The following is a 16,657-nucleotide window of genomic DNA, read 5'->3' on the forward strand; positions in this document are numbered from 1 at the left end:
AAGTAATAGCAATCGCGATGCCTGCGGTTATGTTTCTCAACTCGCTGTGGACCTTGCTGTCGTAAGCGATCTCAATTGAAGTTCACGTCTGTCACGTCGCAAAGTGGCTCATCCAGTGATCTTCGAATCAGCATAGTTTCGAGTAACCGCTGCTATCCGAACTTTACACCCCGTCGTTTCCGAAGAAAACAGATCAGAGTGCAGATGACTCGCCATCAGATTTTATCTAAGCTCGAAATCGTCTTTGAGAAGGCCTGCACACATCCACTCTCCGAGGATGTGTCGACACACAATTTCAGAGATGGACTAGTTCCGTACCATTCATCTTGTAGCAGTAGAGTTAGAAGGAGCGTTTGAGAAGAGATGCCTTACTTTGAGGTATCTTCGAGGAGCTGTCGAGCGTACCGGTAGATCGGCGCACCGAGCCAATCACGTCCTTCTGCCATTGCCTCGAAGGTGACTCTTGCTTCCTCCTCGCTGAGGGCATCGCGCTTGACCAGCGCCCGGAGAACGATCGGAGATAGTGCAACTTCTGCACTCACTAGTTTTCGAAGTTCAGGAAGAGCTCTGTAGTCGTCGGTAATCAAGAACGCTGCATCCACCTCACGGACTGCAGCTACGCAGCTGGCTTCACCATCGTCGATTCGGCTCGTCACAAACTCACCACCAGCGACAGCAACAACGGTGAACTCGTCGGCCGTATCGAGGACGGCAGTGGCGGCTTTTCCATGGCGGTCATCGTACTCAGCAGTTCTTTGGAGTTCCTCAAGAACTGCCTCTGTGGTTGCGACGTCAAACTCGGTGACGAAGACGTCGAGAACTTCGCCGACTGAAAGAGAGATGAATGCGCTCGTGTCTACAACGAGCATTTAGAGGTCTGCGAGTTTGTCTGCGAGTTCTTCACCACGATCAAGTACCTCTTTCGAAGCGCGGACGGCTTCGGCATCCTGTCGCCCGATAATCTCGGCAAGTTTCTCGAACTCGATGTGGTTATTCAGATACAGTTCGACAACAGCCTCACGGAAACTCTCATCAGACTCTTTCTCTTCGAGATACTGTCGGAGTGCTTCAATGAGAATCTCCGTTCGGTTTTTGTGAGTGACTTCGGCAGCGATGTCCGCGTGTGCTACTAACTCTTCGGGCAGTCGGAAGTTAACCCGTTTCGTGCTCATGTACATACAATGTATGTACAAATAAAAAACTGTGTCGGCCTGCCCGTCGCTTGGTTACACTTGCGTGTACAGACCGCGTAAATCGAGAGTCAAAGTTTAATGACAGGAAGTCTATTTTGTAATATTTCCTTGACAACACTCTTGATGGTTGCAATTAGTAATCTATTCGGAAAATGCCCCTCCACACACGCATCTACCGAGAGCTGACTGAGCCGGAGCTTCGGCTCGCAACAGCCATCGGGCTCGTGTCGGCACTACTCACCGTGCCACTATCGTGGCGAACAGCAACCGACGAATCGTTAGTTGCCGGTGGAACCGTCTCTGGTGGTGCGTTCGTCGTCGCTGGTTTTTTAGTTGGGTACCTCTACTATCGTCGACCAACGAGTCGACGCCGAGCAAGTACACGAACCGGGCTTGTTGCTTCCATTGGGCTCGTCATCGTGTATCTCGCGACCATGTTCTCGACCCTAAGCGCGTCTTCCCTGAGAGCAACAATCTTCACAGTGGTTGGAACTCCCATCGCGACCGTTCTCGGAGTTGTAATCGTTGTGTTCTTTGTGCGTGTGGCTGCCTTTATCGGCGATCGACTTGCTGCTGTGCGGTCGTGGCGCGCCGAAGTGAAGGATACGACGAGCGAAGACTGGCGAGGAACGAGCAACTCGAAATGGCCGAAATACGTGGTTCTGTACGTCTTAGTCATGCCTGTGGCTGCTGGATTTTACTTTTCTACCAGCCCGCAGAGTATCGTCAGCATACTCTTTGCAATAGTATTGTTGGTGATCACGTATATCGCAGCAATACTTCTGCTCGTTGCAGTGTACAAGGATGCAGAACAGCTCCATGAGAGTCATTCTCCGTGGATTCCAAACGTTGCCGCGTACGTCGGCGCTCCCTTCGCCGCGTTCTTCATCGGGTATTACGCAGCGGAGTTTAACGCATGGGACGCTCCTGTCGAGGCCCTCAGTTTCCTCGGTGTGTGCTGGCTCGTCGCTGCTTTCTATCTCATTGACCGGAAACGTTCTGTTGGGATTTTCTGAGTTGCACAGTCACTGTCGAGAAGTTAGACTGCGTGGCAAACCGCATTTCAGGACATCCGAGAGTATTTCAACGAAGTTGAGAGAGTATCTCAGAGATGTCTGCCCTCCAAAGTGATGAACACGACGTCAAAGGTCAGAAGTCGTCAGTGACAACGTGGACGACAGACTTGAGTGGATTTGAGAGGTTCCCTCATCGCCTCTGGTTCAACGTCGCCGATTTCGGCCGTGTGTTGTGGTGGTCTCTGTTCGCCGTCGTCCCTGCGGTCCTTTTCGCCGGAGTCATATTCTTCGATGACGGCCTCATAGAGCCGTACAATCTCTTCTGTGCTGGCATGATGATGTTCCTCGTCCAGATGTCTGAGCGGTACATCAACACGACAATCGAATTTGAGCACGATAACGGAAGCATCGAGACCACGTTCCACATGGGCGACCCTACCCTCTTCCGGAGTGACCAGGAAGCAACCGTTTCGCTCGAAGACGTAGAATCCGCTCGATTCCTCTCACTTGCTGGCCAGCCGATGGTCCGGTTACACTACAACAAAACATTCAGCGTCAAACCGAGTTCGTTTCTGATTCCCCCAGACAAAGAACCGCAATTTCGAGAGTTCCTCCAACGTCACAACGTTTCGGTCCACGGCGAATCAGAAACGAATTCTACTCGCTGGGTGTGGGGTCGGTTCGTTGTTACTGCACTCTTCATTGGGGTGATTCCATTCAGCGCGATGTTCATTTCGCCTATCCAGTACTCATGGGCGGTTCTGCTCGTTCTCACCGTGACTTCGATCTTCTTAGTGAGACAGGGCTTTTGAACACTCTCTAACTGGACACGCCCGTGCTCCCAATGAGGAGCGGGTCACTTGTTTCCCCCGTGAATGCGGTCGAGGACGTGGTCGAATGGGCGGTGTTCAGATAAGGATGAAGAGTGAGGCGGTTCGTTTTCTGAGTGATCTATACCCAAAAACGACCGCCTCACCGGTTGTTTAGACGAGATCAACTTAGAGTTTGTTGAACCAGAAGCGACACCGCGATTGTTGATGAAGCTCAGTATTCAGCTGCATCTTGCTAGATTATCTCTTTCGAATACTGTTTCTATTCTTGAGGTATTCGGTGTCGAACGTGCTCGATACACCGTTCATAATTGGATTCACAAGGCCGATATACAGCCCGAATCTGGTCGGTGTCCGGATCACGTCGCGGTTGATGAGACTGTGATCCAACTCAACGACGAGCAGTACTGGCTGTACGCCGCTGTCGATCCTGAAACAAACGAAGTACTCCATACAACGCTTGAGCCGACGACTACGAAGGTTCTCGCTCGTTCATTTCTCACTGAACTCTCCGAGAAACACGATGTCTCCGACGCCGTGTTTCTCGTCGATGGCTCGCATTCATTACAGAATGCATGTCAACGCCACGGATTCGATTTCAGATACGAGAAACATGGAAATCGGAACGCTGTTGAACGTGTATTCAGAGAGATAAAACGACGAACTATCTCTTTCTCAAACTGTTTCAGCAACGCCGAAGCAGAAACCGCCGACGAGTGGCTCAGATCGTTCAGCTTCGCATGGAATCAGCTTATCTGAACACTACCCCGCTCACGCTCCCAAGCTTCTTCGTAATCCGCCGCAAAGCACTCGCTGAGCAGGTCTGCGAGCTTCATCCCAAACACACTCAACGACCTGCTCGTTCCTCAAACTGGCTTAACTAGACAGTACCGTTTAGTCAATTATTGAGCAACATAAATCACTAGTCAGTAGTGCAAAAGCATACAATATTGTTGGCGGGGGTTGTGACTGTAGTTTCATTGAACGCCGCCTGATTAACCTACACCGTCACAATACACGCTGTGGTTGCACTATTCGACCGAACAGCTGTTATCCGAACTATACACCCCATCGTTTCCGGAGAAAAATTTCCGGCGCTCAACCGAGGAGTCCAAGCGACTCAAGCCTCACTCATATACGCGTAATCTTCGTCCTCAGCGTTGACATTCACCTACGTGCTTCACACAACGTCTGGTAGTGCGTTCGAATCGTTTGGGTTGAGGTATCACTCACTGCTGCAACACGCGCCTGCGTGAGCGGCCAGTCCCGCTCAGCCGCCGCAGTGTACACACACGCTGCCGCGACTGCATGCGGATTCGCGCCCCGATGAGCCCACTCATCGCTTGATGCCTCGGCTAACGACCGTGCTCGTCGCTGAATCTGGTCCGTCACATCAAGCGCATCTGCCACCCGCGGAACGAACTCAACCGGTGTAACTGGCTTCGCAGGCAGCCCCAATTCTGTATTGAGTGCGTTGTACGCTGACCGGACGCGCGAGTCAGCCACCCGTGCGAGTGGGACAAGTTCAGCGAGCGTTCGCGAAATCCCCGCACATCGACAGGCCGCATGGACGCTCGCAGCCGCGACTGCTTCCATCGACCGCCCCGGCAGCAAATCCGCCTGCTGAGCAGACCGGAAACATCGGCATGCTTGGTCACGCAGGCTATCAGGAAGGTCAAGCGCGCCGGCAAGCCGCCGAACTTCGTCCAACCCGTGAGCCAACCGTCGCTCACGACTCGACTGGTACCGACTCCGACTGTGCTGGGTGCGAAGTCGGGAGAGTTGCTGTCGGCGCTCGCCCGGGATCGGTGTCCCGTTCGCGTCGACATGTCGGCCGATTTCAGTAGCGAGACCGTGATCGTGTCGCGTCGGCGTTCGCGGCGCGCCCACTCGTTTTCGCTCCTTGCGCTCGAACGATCGCCACTCCGGGCCGCGGTCGATGCTGTGGCCGTCGATGATGAGCCCACAGGAGTCGCACCGTCGCTCACCAGCTTCTGTAATGACCTGCCCGCCACATTCTGGACAGGAGGCGTTCCCACAGGATTTCCCGCACGATTCGTCGAACTGTCGCTCGTAGACATCTCGTGTCGCCATCTCGAACACCGCGCGACGCATCTCGCTGCGCCCCGCACCCGTCAGGGGCCGAAAAACGTCGTCGCCGTCTCGAATAGGCTGGCTTCGGCTGGAGGGGCGATTAATGACTGAATCACAACACCAAACATGCTCACAGGTAGATTGCCGTTGCAGGCTCGTCGTGTCACCCAAGACGCGCCCTGTTCTGCAACGGGTGCGGAATCGCGTACCAAGCCATCTGCATCCACCCCTTGATAACTCCCTCGTGGGCCTCGTGCCCACCGAGTTTCGTGCACTCGACAGTCGTATCAGTAGGTCTCTGCAGGCCACGGTCCGTGGACTGTGTTAGTAGGAATTTCTCACCAGGCAAACAGTTAACTGAGACAACAAATGACTGTCTTGTATGAGTAGTACACCATGGACTGCGAACTTTGCGACTGAAAAAAGCAAATGTGCAGCCGACGTCCAACACCTCCTCGAGAAGTACCCTCAGCCGGTCGTCTATGAGGTCATGAGTGAACTGCTCCGTCGAGAGATGCGCGAGCAGTTTGCTGGTGCGTACGCTGCGTCTCAGCACTCCGACGACTGACGAGTACCTGATAACGAACGAACCCTCACCAACGACTATTCAGACAGGTCACGCCGCCCAGCGTCAATACAGTTCCAACAGGGAAGAGATTCAGATAACTGTTCACACTCGCAGGGCAGGTCCGGTGTGTCGTCATCGGCGCTCGATGTTGCCCCACCATCCGCGACGACGCGCATCTGGACCCCCAGTTCGAGTATTCGTGGGCGAATCGCGACCGCAACCCGGTGTTTACACGGGCCGTCGCTACTTGCGTCAGCCGGACATGAACACAAGTCGGGCACGCCATCCCGAATTCGAACGCGGTACTCGTGCGCGGTTGGGTCAGCATAGCTCTCGTTGCGTACACGGACATCGCCATCAAGGAGTTCGAACGCGAACGCCTCGTACTGCGCTCGCTTGAGGACACGCGTAGGTGGATCGAACTCTGGTAGTACAGGAATCATGGTAGCCAGCGCGCAATGCGCGCACCCCTTCGGGCGCATGAAAAACTGCGCCGGACGGCAGACGGGATTAGATCGCGTCGAGTGTCGACAGAATCTCTTCGGCCGTCCCGCTAATCCGACCCAGTCGCTCTTGCAGCACGTCCGTCTCGTCGCCCTGCCACGCAGCGAGGTAGAACGCCAACCCACTCGTATCCAAGCCGAGGTATCGACTAACGACGTACGCAACGGCCTCCGCTTCGACCTCACGTTTCGCCCGCTCGGTCGCGTCGGTGATGTCGAAATGCAGAATCGCGTGGGCGTACTCGTGGATGATCGTCGACGCGAGGTCTGCGCGATTCGCCCGATCCTTCACTTCTACGAGTGGGGTGAGGTCTTGGACACTCCGTGACTGGCAGACGCCCTTCGCTTCGCCATGCCGCCACTCGTCGGGATCGACGATGCGGATGGTCACGCCGAGGTCCGATGCGATGTTGGTGAGGTCATCGACGAGCGTATCAGGCTCACCGGTCGCCGCCGTGTCCAGTTCTGGGAGTGGCTCGCCCTCGGTCTGCGAAATGTCGAAGACCGGTGCTGGTTTGAAGCCCACGAGGCCCTCCGACCACTCTTCGGGCGGCGTCTCGTCGTACTCACACTCGCTGTTTTCGTGGTAGCTCGGCGCGTTTCCACACTCGGGGCATTGGGTCGTGATGATCGGCGCCCAAATCCAGATTGCCGACTCGCCTTCTTTGACGTGTCGGTCGAACTCTACTTGCCACGTCCGGTAGCCAGTGACTTTCGTCGCCTCGGGGCATTGGAGGGTGATGAGGAGCGTGTTGCGGTGGGAGTAGTCGTGGAATCGACTCTGGACGTCCAGCCACGCTTGGAACTGCTCGCTTGCCCGAGCGTCGTCGACGTCGGCAGCGAGGTCTGCAAGCCATTGTTCGATCGTACGATGCATCTCATCGTGTCGCGTGTCGGTCTCGTCGAACGACACCGACGGGGAACTCGTTGTTGCCATTGGTTTCAGTTCTAACACGTCGCTTCAGGACGCGCCGCACCCCTCTGGGGCGCACAAAAAACAGGCGGGCGACCTACTGGTCGGTGTCCTCGCACTCGAGACTGTGAAGGTACTGTCGACACTCGCCGAACAGGCCGCTCGCAGTCGCTTCGCCGGTCGTGAGGTGGCGAGCCCACTCAATCGCCCAGCAGTACACGGGATCGGACTCACCTGCCCCGTGGATGTACCACCAGCGAGCGGCTTTGAGCACGACGAGCGGGTTTGTCGGCGGTTGTTCGCTCAGGAGGGACCACGTAATCGACTCGATTTCATCGGGAACGTCGGTTCGGGTGAACTCCGAACGATGCACGAGGTCGAGGTCGACCGGAATCTCGTCGACCGAGACGTCTGGCTCTGTTTGTTGGTGACTCATGGAAATCACGTCACACGGACTGTGTCTTCAGCCCGTACCCATCACGGGCGCAAAAATAACCACGGCGCGCTAGTACCGACGGGCCTCTTGACCGACGCTATGCGAGGTGCGACACTTCCTCCGGTTCGGACTCGTCAGCGAACTCGTTGCGCTCGACTGGCGTCCAGTCTTCGGTCGTGGTTGGTGCCCACCAATCGACGTGGTAGTCTCCCGGAGCACCGAGAATCTTAACTTGTGCTTCGTCGTCGGGAAGCGGCCGACGAAGTTTCTCGTCGACGTGGAGATTCCACGTCGTCGTCGCGTCGAATGTGATGATGACCGCCTCATCGTACCCCCGCGACTCAGGCGACTCACGGCACGTTACACTGGTATTGCACTCTGTGCAGAACACCCCCTCGAAGGGAATGTACGTGAACGCTTCCGTGCCACACACCGGACACCACAAAAACTCGAACAGTGCCTCGTCGTGACGGGACACGCGCTCGAGACTCATCGATCATTCACCACCGTTGCAGGTGTCACGAGCGGCTGGTGTGGGAAGTGAGACAACTCGACTGCCAGCGTTGGGATTGGCATCTGTTACTACGCCTCCGCCCCTTTGGGCGGCGCAAAAACAACGCCGTAGTGGAGATCTGCTGAACGCGCAATAGAGCTGAATGAGGTACCCTGTCATAGGAGTTCGGTAATCCGCCGACTGTGAGGTTGCGAGTTCACGAATACAATCTGAAAGTGGCAGAGTGAGAGTACATTTCGTCTGTCTTCCTGTGGAGATTGAGAAGTAGTAACCCAATATGTGCCCGGTTCGACACACCACAGGAGGACTTACTCTGTGTCTACTGCTAACTCCGCGAGGACATCATCGTGTGAGGTCGTTCGAACGCGCTCGACAAACGCATGTGCAGCAGTGTCAGTCGCAAACACCGACGCATCGTAGCCGACAGAGCCACCGAACATAGTCCACTCGTCAGTTACCACACCGCCGGACAGTGAAGTGTACTCAACACGATAGCTATCAGCCGCGTCGTCGACGACGATTCGAACAGCAATACCACGATCAGGAAACGACTCACTCAGGAGTACCATTGGACACAGCGTCGACTCAGTAATGGACATCAGCGGGAACGATCCACAGATGGTCGTTCGATCCGACGAGTTGCTCAAGCCGCTCGCGATGCCGAACCCCGTCAGCAAACTCGTCGTAGAGGTACACCGCCGGTCCGCGGTACGCCCCGAGATTGTGGCACGCATGCCTGACGAGGTCCTCATCGCGCATAATCGCTGCGGCGTCAAGTTCGTCAACACCCTCTCGAACACGCTCAAGATTCCGCTCGAACTCGCGTGTCGTCGCCTGCCACCCACGCTCAAGGAGTTCCTGGCCGTCTTCTGAGTCAACAGGTTCTGCAACCGGGAGGTCACCCCACCGGGCGCTGCCGGCGACCGTTGTTGAGTCGTCATCGAACGTCACATAGTAGTCAAACACCGCCTCGGCGTGCGGGGCAGCACCCACCAATTGATCGAACACATCGGCGGCCCGCGAGAGGGCTTGGTCTGTTGTCGATGCAGTCACGAGTGCGTAGATTACTTGGTGCATTCGTCGTCACCTCGCCGACTCAGGAGTCGATGTCTGTCCGACCCCCTGCGCCGGCGCCCATCGCCGGCGCACACAAACACAACCCACTACGACACGCCAGAAATCACGTGTTCGGGTGCTCTTGGGTTCCTACACAGTAGGGCCCGATGTCACGAGTGACTGTTGCACGTGACAATGTTGTTTACTAACCAGTAGTACGCCACGCTATTCGTCAAGTGAGCTGACAACGTCGTCGACCCGATGCAACAACAGCCAGTAAAATCGTGGACCACTGTAGAGGATACATCACACTGACTCTGCTGAATCCACAGTCGCTGATAAATCGGTGAAACCATGCTGAGCTCAGGGTGCAAGTCGGTCCCCGGTATAATATCCGCCTGAGAAAGCTGAGTCGCCCAAAACATATGCAGACTTGACGCAATCAGATCGTCATTTTCCGATGATATTTCTCAACCCGTGCTGAATACAGAGCGCATGTCTCGCAGGTGATCCACACTACGTCACCGTCTATATCGGTAGACTATTAGTCGTTCCTCAGATACGCCCGCTATGGCAGCCGTACCAACATCACCGCTCTTCCACCTCTATGTTGGTACCTTCACTGTAGCCGCCCTCGCCTGTTTTGCAAGCCTCACACGCCTCCACCAAATCACCGACTCCGACACGCGACGCGGCCTGTGGGCACTCCTCCTAACTAGTGGTAGCTGGGCGACCGCACAGGTCGGCTTTCTTGTTTCCCCCACGCCGGCCCTCAAACTCGGCTGGTATACGCTCGGACTGGTGGTAGGTCTCGCCGCTGTCGGAGCTTGGCTCTACTTCTGTTCTGCATACACCGGTCGAACCTACCACCACAACCCGACGTATCGCCGCCTCGCTGTCGGCGTCTACGTCGTCCTCGTCGCGGTGAAAATTACCAACCCTCTCCACCACGAATACTTCACAACCACCGCCGTCACCACCCCCTTCCCCCATCTCTCCGTGGCTACCGGGCCACTCCACTGGACCGCGATGGCTTTCTCGTACGCACTCGCCTTCGTCGGCTACTTCATGCTCCTAGAACTGTTTACCCAAATCGACTATGACACACGCCCACTCTTCGCACTCGTCGGAATCACGGGCCTCCCAGTCGTGCTAGATATTATTGGGTACACCACGTCCTACCTCATCGACATCACCTACGAGCCTCTGGGAGTCGCTGTGTTCGCCGTCGGTGTTGCGTTTGCCTATATCGACCAGTTTGATGCCGTCCAACTGGCCGGCGAACGGGACGAACCCATCATCGCACTCGACGCGGACAACCACATCCGGGATACGAACCACGCGGCGCGGACCGTATTCCCCACGCTCAACGGTGCTGAGGGAGCTCAGTTGGAGCAGGCACTCCCGCATGTGGCTGCCTGTCTCAACAGCGACGACCCAATTCTGCCGGTCCAACAGTCGGATTTTACACGCTATTACCGGGTGACTGAGACGCCGTATGGGACAGTGAAGTCTGGGCTCGGACAAACCATCGTCCTCACCGACGTGACCGAGCGTGAGCGGTACCGTGAGGAATTAGAACGGCAGAACGAACGCCTCGACCAGTTCGCTAGTCTAGTGAGCCATGACCTCCGCAATCCACTCAACGTGGCCACAGGCCAGTTCGAGTTACTGTGCGAGGAACTAGGCGTAGCGGAAGAAAATGAGCATGCAGTAGCTGTCGAGCGAGCATTTGACCGGATGGATGACCTGATTGGCCAAGTTCTCACGCTTGCCCGCGAGGGACGACCGGTTGAGCAGTGGGACGCTGTGTTACTTTCATCGGTTGCAACGGAGAGTTGGGGGATGGTTGAGACAGCCACCGCCGACTTACGAGTGGCTGACGACGTAGAGTTCAAGGCAGATACGGCACGGCTACAGCGACTGTTCGAGAACCTGTTTCGGAATGCCCTTGACCACGGTGGGCCCGATGTGACGGTTACGGTGGGGGTGCTTCCTGATCGAGAGGGATTTTACGTGGCGGATGATGGGCCCGGTATCCCCCTGGAGGACCGTGATTCGGTGTTTGAGCCGGGGTATACGACGCGAGAGGGTGGGACCGGGTTTGGGCTTGCTATTGTCGCCGAGATAGTCGCTGCCCATGGGTGGACAGTACAGGTGACCGAGAGTGACACTGGCGGTGCTCGCTTCGAGATTTTCGGTATCGAAACCGTGGCGTGAAACAACTGGCAGTCCCAGACCGCGCCACTGCTAACCACAGCAGTCCTACTCACCGGTTAGTTCAGGAGGGTGAGATGGAATAAACGAGCCTTCTATGATGAATGCACCCTCTCTATGTCACACGGTTTCTGTTAGTTCTACGGAACTCAACAGAGCCCTCTGAGTCGTCTCCGTACCAATATCAGGTATCTGGATCAGGTCCGTACTGTGGTGTTCGACACACGGAACACCGCCAGATCGGCTCTCCAGCCCACACTGTGGGCGGACCGTCGTCGCGTAAGTCGAACCGATGCGGTGTCTGCTCGCCACACGACTGACAGCGGAGCAGTTGCCGTGTTGTCGAGGCTGACGACGACTGTGGTGGCGAGGAGTCGGCAGACGCTCGTCGAACTGCAATCGCCGGGACAACCCACGTCTCCGAGTCCGAGAGCAACCGTTCACGACGGGAGTCCTCAATAATCTGCGTCCCAGCAGCGTCGTACCATCGCGAAAAAGAACTCTCCGTCGAAGGAGAAGCGGACCACAGCGAGACTGACCGTGCTTTCGCTACGAACCCACCCGCACGCGATCCAGTCGCTGAGACAACATCCGGGAGGTGACCCCACCGCACTCGAAGTGGCGCCGCGATCGGCTGTTCGAGCGCCGCAATGAGTGTACACTCGTCGATACGAGGTGAGTGGGACTTCTGCAGTAATCGGGCTGCTGCAGTCCCTTTTGCGAGTGCACCCCGCGATGACTGTGACGGAACGAGCAGGCAGATGATGCCGTGGAGTGATTGCTCGCGGGGCGCTGAGGTGCTGTCTGGGACCGAGACGTCCTGTTCAAGGCAGAACCGACACTGGCTCTCGGTCCGAGGAATAGCCCACTCACAGGTCTGGCAGGTGTCCGTATCCCGGTCGTTACCTGCAGGGTAGTCACGCTCCGGGATTCCGTCGCCGTACTCGGCATGGTCAGTTTCCAACTGTGGGTCCGGGATTTGCGTCGCTTCGCCATATGGTCGAAATTCAGCGGTCCGGTCACGGTAGGGCGGCATACCGCGTCGTGGCTGTACGTTCGGATATAAACGTTCGTCCAGCAAAGCCACTCTGAAACCCGGCCGATGGCCAACAAACGTATATGTATTCTTAAACTAGCTGCGGACAGCAAAATGTACGATTTGACCGGGTTCCAACGAGACCTGCTGTACGTCACCGCTGGCTTAGATGACCCACACGGGCTCGCAATCAAAGACCAACTCGAGGACTACTACGAAACCGAGATCCACCACGGCCGCCTGTATCCCAACCTCGACACACTCGTCGAGAAGGGACTGCTCGACAAAGGCGAAAAGGACCGCCGAACGAACGTCTACGCGATCACAGCCAGAGGTCGCCGAGAAATCGAAGCCCGTGACGACTGGGAACAACAGTATACAAGCGAACTCACCACCTAACTGTACGAGACGAGTGACTGTTTTCGTCGACTGTCCGTACGAGTGAGACTAGCGTCTCCTATTACGTTGGATCGACCCCGTTGAAATCCTCAGACTGTGACAGGAAGTGCGTGCAACATACAGAGAGTGAAGCCAGCATTCGAGAGTAGTAGATAGGTTACATCTCGGGAATTGAGGCCGACAGAAGCAAGGAAGAAGCTCGACTCTCACATCGTTCACATTCTTGGGTACAGAAGACTACTCGCGCTCTTCGATGACGATCTTCCGGGCCTCAGCTACGATACCTTGAGTCTCCGCAAATGCCTCTGCGTCTAAAGCGACAGCTGCACCGACCCCATCTCGGAGGACGAAGTTCATCTCGATGACGTTCTCGAAGCACTGGACCAAGCACGTCAATTCGCCGTGGTCCTCTGCAAACGTGTCCTTGTAGACCGGTGCAGTCAACGAGTCCAGCCGTGACTCGTCAACCGCTTTTTTAATGTCGTCTTCTGTGTATCGGACAGCCACGTCATCTCGCAAGTAAACGACGTCGTGACTGTCTTGGTTGTACTTCACGATGCTCCGAAGATTGCCGTTTGTCCTTTCCTCGAAATATTCTTCGAGCCGAGACGCCATCTTGGTAGCCATTGTCAGTATGTTGTCTGTGAAGAATCATATAACCACGGTCAAATCCACCTCAATTCGCTAATTTAGCGGAATCAATGGCTGGGTTGCTAGTTGTCTGGGCCACTGTAAGGTGTGGCAGTTGCGTGACCGACTTGCGCCCTCTATTCAGCACGCCTTCGACAAACCATCAGGGGCTTAGGATTTCAACAGAGCCCACTAGACTTAGATCGTCGACTTTACCCGACACGATGAAACCGGTGGTGAACTGTGAGTCCAGTATAGAGTCGGTGTTGTTCATCAACCGAATGCGTACATACCACCCAAGCGGCTCCCGATATAGAGACGCCGGTTAACGACAGCTGGCGACCCTGTGATCTCAGTACCGGTGTCGAATGACCACATCAGCTTACCTGTCCGTGCATGGAGTCCGTATACGTACCCGTCGTAGCCGCCGAAATACACACGGTTTTGGACAACAGCAGGCGACGAGACAATTCCTTGAATCGGGTGGTCACCAACGCTGAAGGCCCATTGTTCTTCACCAGTCGCTCGGTCAAATGCAAGTAGTTGGTTGTTGGTAGACCCGAGATAGATGAGTCGATCAGAGATCGCTGGTGAGTTGGTAATTGTCCCGACATAGACACGCCAACGTTCTGTTCCATCTGCTGCGTCGTAGGTCGCGAGATACGGCCAGCCACCAACATACACAATCCCATCGACGAGGACAATGTGTCGTGGAGAGTACGGAACAGGATGAGACCACTCGACCGCGCCAGTTGCTGCGTCGAGCCGAGAGATCCGTGAATTAGACCCCCCGAAGAAAATACCCCTATCACTCATCGCAAGTGATGTGATTCCAAAGCCGGTGTCGAGACTCCAGATAGCAGCCCCATCGGCTGCTGAAACCGCGTGAATAACTCCATCCGCGTCACTGAAATACACCACCCCATCAGCAACAACTGAATCATGATTAAGTATCGCACCAGCATCGTAGCGCCAGCGTTCACTGCCAGTGGTGCTATCGAATGCATAGAAGATATGCTCCCAATCGCCAATATAGACAACTCCGTTGGCTACCGTTGGTCTTGAGGGACCGATTCGCCCGTTGGTCGGACTGTTCCAGACGGTACTCCCGTCCTCGGCATCATAGGCGAAGAGGCCTTTCGCGGCTGTCCCGTGATACAGCAGTTCTCCGGCGACGGCTGGACTGCTCGAGAATGATCCGTCAGTCGTTTCCCATACTTTTGTGAGTTTGCCTGTGGGACGTCTCCCGTGCGGGTTGTATCCGGACCGACCATTGTCAAACTGGAACGTTGGCCATGACGGCTCTGCTGGCGCACGAGCAGTAACGGGGCGACCCGCGCGGAGAGCTGCAGTTCCAATCGCAAATGAGGTCCCCAAAATTCGGAGTGCCTGTCGTCGATTCAGCCCTTGTTGGTTCCCCCGAAGCATGCTAGTCGGTGGGGAGACAGGGTAATAGTCATGATAGTGATACCCCAGTTTAACAGTCACTTTCATTGGAGAATATCGAAGGCACCAATCCTCACCGTGACGTCGAAAAAGAGTTCTAGAGGTCGTGGCTGCGCGCGCAGCGTCTGCGAGCACGGAGCGGAGGGTGGGGCGGTGGGGCCTGGGTCGGCCCGGCCACCAACAAAAAAGAGAGCTGCCTCGCGCCGTTAGGCGTCCCACCAAGCGTCGCGCTCGGGGAAGTGCACGGTCGTCCACCCCGTCAGGGCAATCGAGACACGCCCGTCGTACCAGTTCCGCGCCGCTCCGTGAACCCGCACGCGTTCGCCCTCGCGAATCCACGGCACGTCCGAGGCCTTCCAACTCGTCAGCTTCACCTGCCCGCTTTCGTCTTCGAGGAGCCCCGCTTGCTGAATCGCCGGCGACTCCGACTCCCACACTGTCGTCAGCGTCCCTTCAATGCACACTTCGCGTCGCGACACGCCCTCAAGCTTCCCGATCGGCACCATCGTCCCCGGTGCGCCCTCAAGTTCCTCGAACACGCTCACAGTTGCCGACATCATGTCCTTGCCACCCAACACTGCTTCGCTCAGCCGCCGACTGATCGCCGCTCGTGACCAGCCATCCAGCTTCTCTGCCAACCGTTTTGCCTGAGAGTTCACTGCGCCCAACTGTGCTTGGGTCAACTCCGTCCGGGGATCTCCCCGGTCGGGCTCAACCATCGGATTCAGACTCGCCGCGCGCTTCTGGAACTGCCGCCGTCGCGCAGCGCTCCGCTCGGCCGCAATCACCCGCGACCGCGCCTCACGACCCTCTTGCGAGCCCAGTTCCGCACGGGCACTAATCCGTTCGAGTTCGGCTTCCCGCGCTCGAATGCGTTCTTCTTGGGCCAACGTCACCCCGTCAATCCGCTCGTCGCTCGTGTCTGCAATCCCATCTGGGTGGTTCGCATCAACCTTTGCTTGGATCTCCTGTTGCACCGTCGCTTGGAACGTCGGCGTCTCGTCGACGACCTCAAACCCGTCTTCATCGACTGTCGTCTCATCCGCTTGCTCGAACGCCTGTTCAGCCACCGAAACTACCTTGCGATTGGAATTGTTACTAGACATTGTCGTAACTTCGAAGGCGCTGACGCGCCGACGCCCGCGGCCTCACTCGCGGGATTCTCACGAACTAACCTACCCGAGCCACGGCTCCGACGTCGACCGATGACGCCGTCTCCGAGGTGCCCGCGCCGCGCCTTCACGCCGGACCCTGTCCGGCGCGGCGCGGCACCGACGGCACCCCCACAGACGAGTGCGGGGGGTGAACCTCGAGGTGAGCGCGCGGTCACCGCCATATACCCAGCCGGTCACCGCGGGTCGGCGCCTCACCGACGCCCGTCCGTCGCAGACGCAACGGAAGCGGCCGCGGCGCCGAGGCGGCACGGCCGGGGGGTATACGGTGGTGAACGGCGTCGCATACGGCCACAGCGAGGCCGCAGAGAGCGAGGACCCGCCGGACCAGCACCGCGCCCGGACCCGCACGAGCCTGTCCCGTCCGTCGCAGACGCAACGGAAACGCCTCGTGCGGCAGCCCGGCGCGGGCTGGACGCCCGCGGACCCACAGCTCGTCGCGGCCGAGTTTGAGCGCATGCCCGGCAGGCCGCACAGCCAGCCCTGAGTGAGCCCCGGACCGTGGCATACTGGGGGTGAGCACGGCGAGCCCCCAGTAGCCGCGGCAGCCCGGGCGAACGAGGGGTGAGGGCAATCGCCCGAACGGCGAGCAGCCCGCCCGGACCGCGCAAGCGGCCACGTCTGAGCCAGCCGG

The 16,657-nt window shown here is 57.0% G+C and carries 19 protein-coding genes and 1 pseudogene; 7 read left to right on the forward strand and 13 right to left on the reverse strand.

From position 1 onward, the window contains the following. Nucleotides 1-368 precede the first annotated feature (368 nt). Nucleotides 369-869 carry a PIN domain-containing protein gene (locus DEQ67_RS15010; RefSeq protein ID WP_115891872.1) on the reverse strand — a complete coding sequence of 167 codons (501 nt, stop codon included), beginning with the start codon at nucleotides 867-869 and terminating at the stop codon, nucleotides 369-371. Next, complete coding sequence (locus DEQ67_RS15015) at nucleotides 870-1,178, reverse strand: ribbon-helix-helix protein, CopG family (protein WP_004062141.1); 309 nt, start codon at nucleotides 1,176-1,178, stop codon at nucleotides 870-872. It lies immediately after the preceding gene. 167 nt (nucleotides 1,179-1,345) lie between these two features. On the opposite strand from DEQ67_RS15015, the gene DEQ67_RS15020 reads away from it, so the two are divergent. From DEQ67_RS15020 to DEQ67_RS15030, 3 genes are all read left to right on the forward strand, one after another. Then, the gene (locus tag DEQ67_RS15020) at nucleotides 1,346-2,209 is read left to right on the forward strand and encodes a DUF5518 domain-containing protein (RefSeq protein WP_147301751.1); all 864 of its coding nucleotides are present in this window, start codon (nucleotides 1,346-1,348) and stop codon (nucleotides 2,207-2,209) included. Nucleotides 2,210-2,304: 95 nt separating this feature from the next. After that, nucleotides 2,305-3,021, forward strand: a complete 717-nt coding sequence (locus tag DEQ67_RS15025) for a hypothetical protein (RefSeq protein WP_115891870.1) — start codon at nucleotides 2,305-2,307, stop codon at nucleotides 3,019-3,021. A gap of 141 nt (nucleotides 3,022-3,162) precedes the next feature. Beyond that, nucleotides 3,163-3,798 (forward strand): IS6 family transposase, encoded by a 636-nt coding sequence (locus tag DEQ67_RS15030; RefSeq protein ID WP_115891869.1) that lies wholly within the window; start codon nucleotides 3,163-3,165, stop codon nucleotides 3,796-3,798. An 8-nt stretch (nucleotides 3,799-3,806) separates the two neighbouring features. Here DEQ67_RS15030 and DEQ67_RS15035 read toward each other — a convergent pair. After that, nucleotides 3,807-3,875, reverse strand: a pseudogene (locus tag DEQ67_RS15035) (IS6 family transposase); the annotation flags it as partial. Nucleotides 3,876-4,206: 331 nt separating this feature from the next. Beyond that, nucleotides 4,207-5,133: a transcription initiation factor IIB gene (locus DEQ67_RS15040; RefSeq protein ID WP_115891878.1), complete on the reverse strand. Its 927-nt coding sequence runs from the start codon at nucleotides 5,131-5,133 to the stop codon at nucleotides 4,207-4,209. Nucleotides 5,134-5,515: 382 nt separating this feature from the next. On the opposite strand from DEQ67_RS15040, the gene DEQ67_RS15045 reads away from it, so the two are divergent. Then, the gene (locus DEQ67_RS15045; protein WP_115891868.1) at nucleotides 5,516-5,701 is read left to right on the forward strand and encodes a hypothetical protein; all 186 of its coding nucleotides are present in this window, start codon (nucleotides 5,516-5,518) and stop codon (nucleotides 5,699-5,701) included. Between the two features lie 35 nt (nucleotides 5,702-5,736). Here the strand turns inward: DEQ67_RS15045 and DEQ67_RS15050 are convergent, their stop codons facing one another. From DEQ67_RS15050 to DEQ67_RS15075, 6 genes are all read right to left on the reverse strand, one after another. Continuing rightward, nucleotides 5,737-6,144: an SWIM zinc finger family protein gene (locus DEQ67_RS15050; RefSeq protein ID WP_115891877.1), complete on the reverse strand. Its 408-nt coding sequence runs from the start codon at nucleotides 6,142-6,144 to the stop codon at nucleotides 5,737-5,739. Between the two features lie 67 nt (nucleotides 6,145-6,211). Beyond that, nucleotides 6,212-7,141 (reverse strand): ImmA/IrrE family metallo-endopeptidase, encoded by a 930-nt coding sequence (locus DEQ67_RS15055; protein WP_115891867.1) that lies wholly within the window; start codon nucleotides 7,139-7,141, stop codon nucleotides 6,212-6,214. A 73-nt stretch (nucleotides 7,142-7,214) separates the two neighbouring features. Then, complete coding sequence (locus DEQ67_RS15060; RefSeq protein WP_115891866.1) at nucleotides 7,215-7,553, reverse strand: hypothetical protein; 339 nt, start codon at nucleotides 7,551-7,553, stop codon at nucleotides 7,215-7,217. Between the two features lie 97 nt (nucleotides 7,554-7,650). Continuing rightward, nucleotides 7,651-8,046: a DUF7567 family protein gene (locus DEQ67_RS15065; RefSeq protein ID WP_115891865.1), complete on the reverse strand. Its 396-nt coding sequence runs from the start codon at nucleotides 8,044-8,046 to the stop codon at nucleotides 7,651-7,653. Nucleotides 8,047-8,375: 329 nt separating this feature from the next. After that, on the reverse strand, nucleotides 8,376-8,636 hold the full coding sequence (locus DEQ67_RS15070) for a hypothetical protein (protein WP_115891864.1): 261 nt from the start codon (nucleotides 8,634-8,636) through the stop codon (nucleotides 8,376-8,378). A gap of 16 nt (nucleotides 8,637-8,652) precedes the next feature. Beyond that, nucleotides 8,653-9,144 carry a hypothetical protein gene (locus tag DEQ67_RS15075; protein ID WP_115891863.1) on the reverse strand — a complete coding sequence of 164 codons (492 nt, stop codon included), beginning with the start codon at nucleotides 9,142-9,144 and terminating at the stop codon, nucleotides 8,653-8,655. A 549-nt stretch (nucleotides 9,145-9,693) separates the two neighbouring features. Between DEQ67_RS15075 and DEQ67_RS15080 the strand changes: the two genes are divergently transcribed. Both DEQ67_RS15080 and DEQ67_RS15085 read left to right on the forward strand, forming a co-directional pair. After that, nucleotides 9,694-11,343 (forward strand): ATP-binding protein, encoded by a 1,650-nt coding sequence (locus DEQ67_RS15080; RefSeq protein ID WP_115891862.1) that lies wholly within the window; start codon nucleotides 9,694-9,696, stop codon nucleotides 11,341-11,343. A gap of 1,147 nt (nucleotides 11,344-12,490) precedes the next feature. Continuing rightward, nucleotides 12,491-12,775 (forward strand): PadR family transcriptional regulator, encoded by a 285-nt coding sequence (locus tag DEQ67_RS15085; protein ID WP_115891861.1) that lies wholly within the window; start codon nucleotides 12,491-12,493, stop codon nucleotides 12,773-12,775. A 237-nt stretch (nucleotides 12,776-13,012) separates the two neighbouring features. On the opposite strand, the gene DEQ67_RS15090 is transcribed toward DEQ67_RS15085, so the two are convergent. The 3 genes from DEQ67_RS15090 to DEQ67_RS15100 form a co-directional block, all read right to left on the reverse strand. Then, nucleotides 13,013-13,402, reverse strand: coding sequence for a hypothetical protein (locus DEQ67_RS15090; RefSeq protein ID WP_004968161.1), 390 nt, complete (start codon nucleotides 13,400-13,402; stop codon nucleotides 13,013-13,015). 276 nt (nucleotides 13,403-13,678) lie between these two features. Further along, the gene (locus DEQ67_RS15095) at nucleotides 13,679-14,833 is read right to left on the reverse strand and encodes a PQQ-binding-like beta-propeller repeat protein (protein WP_115891860.1); all 1,155 of its coding nucleotides are present in this window, start codon (nucleotides 14,831-14,833) and stop codon (nucleotides 13,679-13,681) included. Nucleotides 14,834-15,057: 224 nt separating this feature from the next. Then, nucleotides 15,058-15,957, reverse strand: coding sequence for an SOSS complex subunit B family protein (locus DEQ67_RS15100; RefSeq protein ID WP_115891859.1), 900 nt, complete (start codon nucleotides 15,955-15,957; stop codon nucleotides 15,058-15,060). A gap of 337 nt (nucleotides 15,958-16,294) precedes the next feature. Here DEQ67_RS15100 and DEQ67_RS15105 point away from each other — a divergent pair, with 337 nt between their 5' ends. Beyond that, nucleotides 16,295-16,510 (forward strand): hypothetical protein, encoded by a 216-nt coding sequence (locus DEQ67_RS15105; RefSeq protein WP_424020182.1) that lies wholly within the window; start codon nucleotides 16,295-16,297, stop codon nucleotides 16,508-16,510. Nucleotides 16,511-16,657 lie beyond the last annotated feature (147 nt).

It is taken from the genome of Haloferax sp. Atlit-48N, assembly GCF_003383015.2.
Classification (GTDB): domain Archaea; phylum Halobacteriota; class Halobacteria; order Halobacteriales; family Haloferacaceae; genus Haloferax; species Haloferax volcanii.

Bases quoted from the DNA above. Each gene is read 5' to 3' on its own strand.
- DEQ67_RS15055 (WP_115891867.1), bottom strand. From the start codon at position 7,141: ATGGCAACAACGAGTTCCCCGTCGGTGTCGTTCGACGAGACCGACACG.
- DEQ67_RS15080 (WP_115891862.1), top strand. From the start codon at position 9,694: ATGGCAGCCGTACCAACATCACCGCTCTTCCACCTCTATGTTGGTACC.
- DEQ67_RS15025 (WP_115891870.1), top strand. From the start codon at position 2,305: ATGTCTGCCCTCCAAAGTGATGAACACGACGTCAAAGGTCAGAAGTCG.
- DEQ67_RS15095 (WP_115891860.1), bottom strand. From the start codon at position 14,833: ATGCTTCGGGGGAACCAACAAGGGCTGAATCGACGACAGGCACTCCGA.
- DEQ67_RS15010 (WP_115891872.1), bottom strand. From the start codon at position 869: ATGCTCGTTGTAGACACGAGCGCATTCATCTCTCTTTCAGTCGGCGAA.
- DEQ67_RS15040 (WP_115891878.1), bottom strand. From the start codon at position 5,133: ATGGCGACACGAGATGTCTACGAGCGACAGTTCGACGAATCGTGCGGG.
- DEQ67_RS15100 (WP_115891859.1), bottom strand. From the start codon at position 15,957: ATGTCTAGTAACAATTCCAATCGCAAGGTAGTTTCGGTGGCTGAACAG.
- DEQ67_RS15075 (WP_115891863.1), bottom strand. From the start codon at position 9,144: ATGCACCAAGTAATCTACGCACTCGTGACTGCATCGACAACAGACCAA.
- DEQ67_RS15085 (WP_115891861.1), top strand. From the start codon at position 12,491: ATGTACGATTTGACCGGGTTCCAACGAGACCTGCTGTACGTCACCGCT.
- DEQ67_RS15020 (WP_147301751.1), top strand. From the start codon at position 1,346: ATGCCCCTCCACACACGCATCTACCGAGAGCTGACTGAGCCGGAGCTT.
- DEQ67_RS15060 (WP_115891866.1), bottom strand. From the start codon at position 7,553: ATGAGTCACCAACAAACAGAGCCAGACGTCTCGGTCGACGAGATTCCG.
- DEQ67_RS15090 (WP_004968161.1), bottom strand. From the start codon at position 13,402: ATGGCTACCAAGATGGCGTCTCGGCTCGAAGAATATTTCGAGGAAAGG.
- DEQ67_RS15015 (WP_004062141.1), bottom strand. From the start codon at position 1,178: ATGTACATGAGCACGAAACGGGTTAACTTCCGACTGCCCGAAGAGTTA.
- DEQ67_RS15045 (WP_115891868.1), top strand. From the start codon at position 5,516: ATGAGTAGTACACCATGGACTGCGAACTTTGCGACTGAAAAAAGCAAA.
- DEQ67_RS15065 (WP_115891865.1), bottom strand. From the start codon at position 8,046: ATGAGTCTCGAGCGCGTGTCCCGTCACGACGAGGCACTGTTCGAGTTT.
- DEQ67_RS15050 (WP_115891877.1), bottom strand. From the start codon at position 6,144: ATGATTCCTGTACTACCAGAGTTCGATCCACCTACGCGTGTCCTCAAG.
- DEQ67_RS15070 (WP_115891864.1), bottom strand. From the start codon at position 8,636: ATGGTACTCCTGAGTGAGTCGTTTCCTGATCGTGGTATTGCTGTTCGA.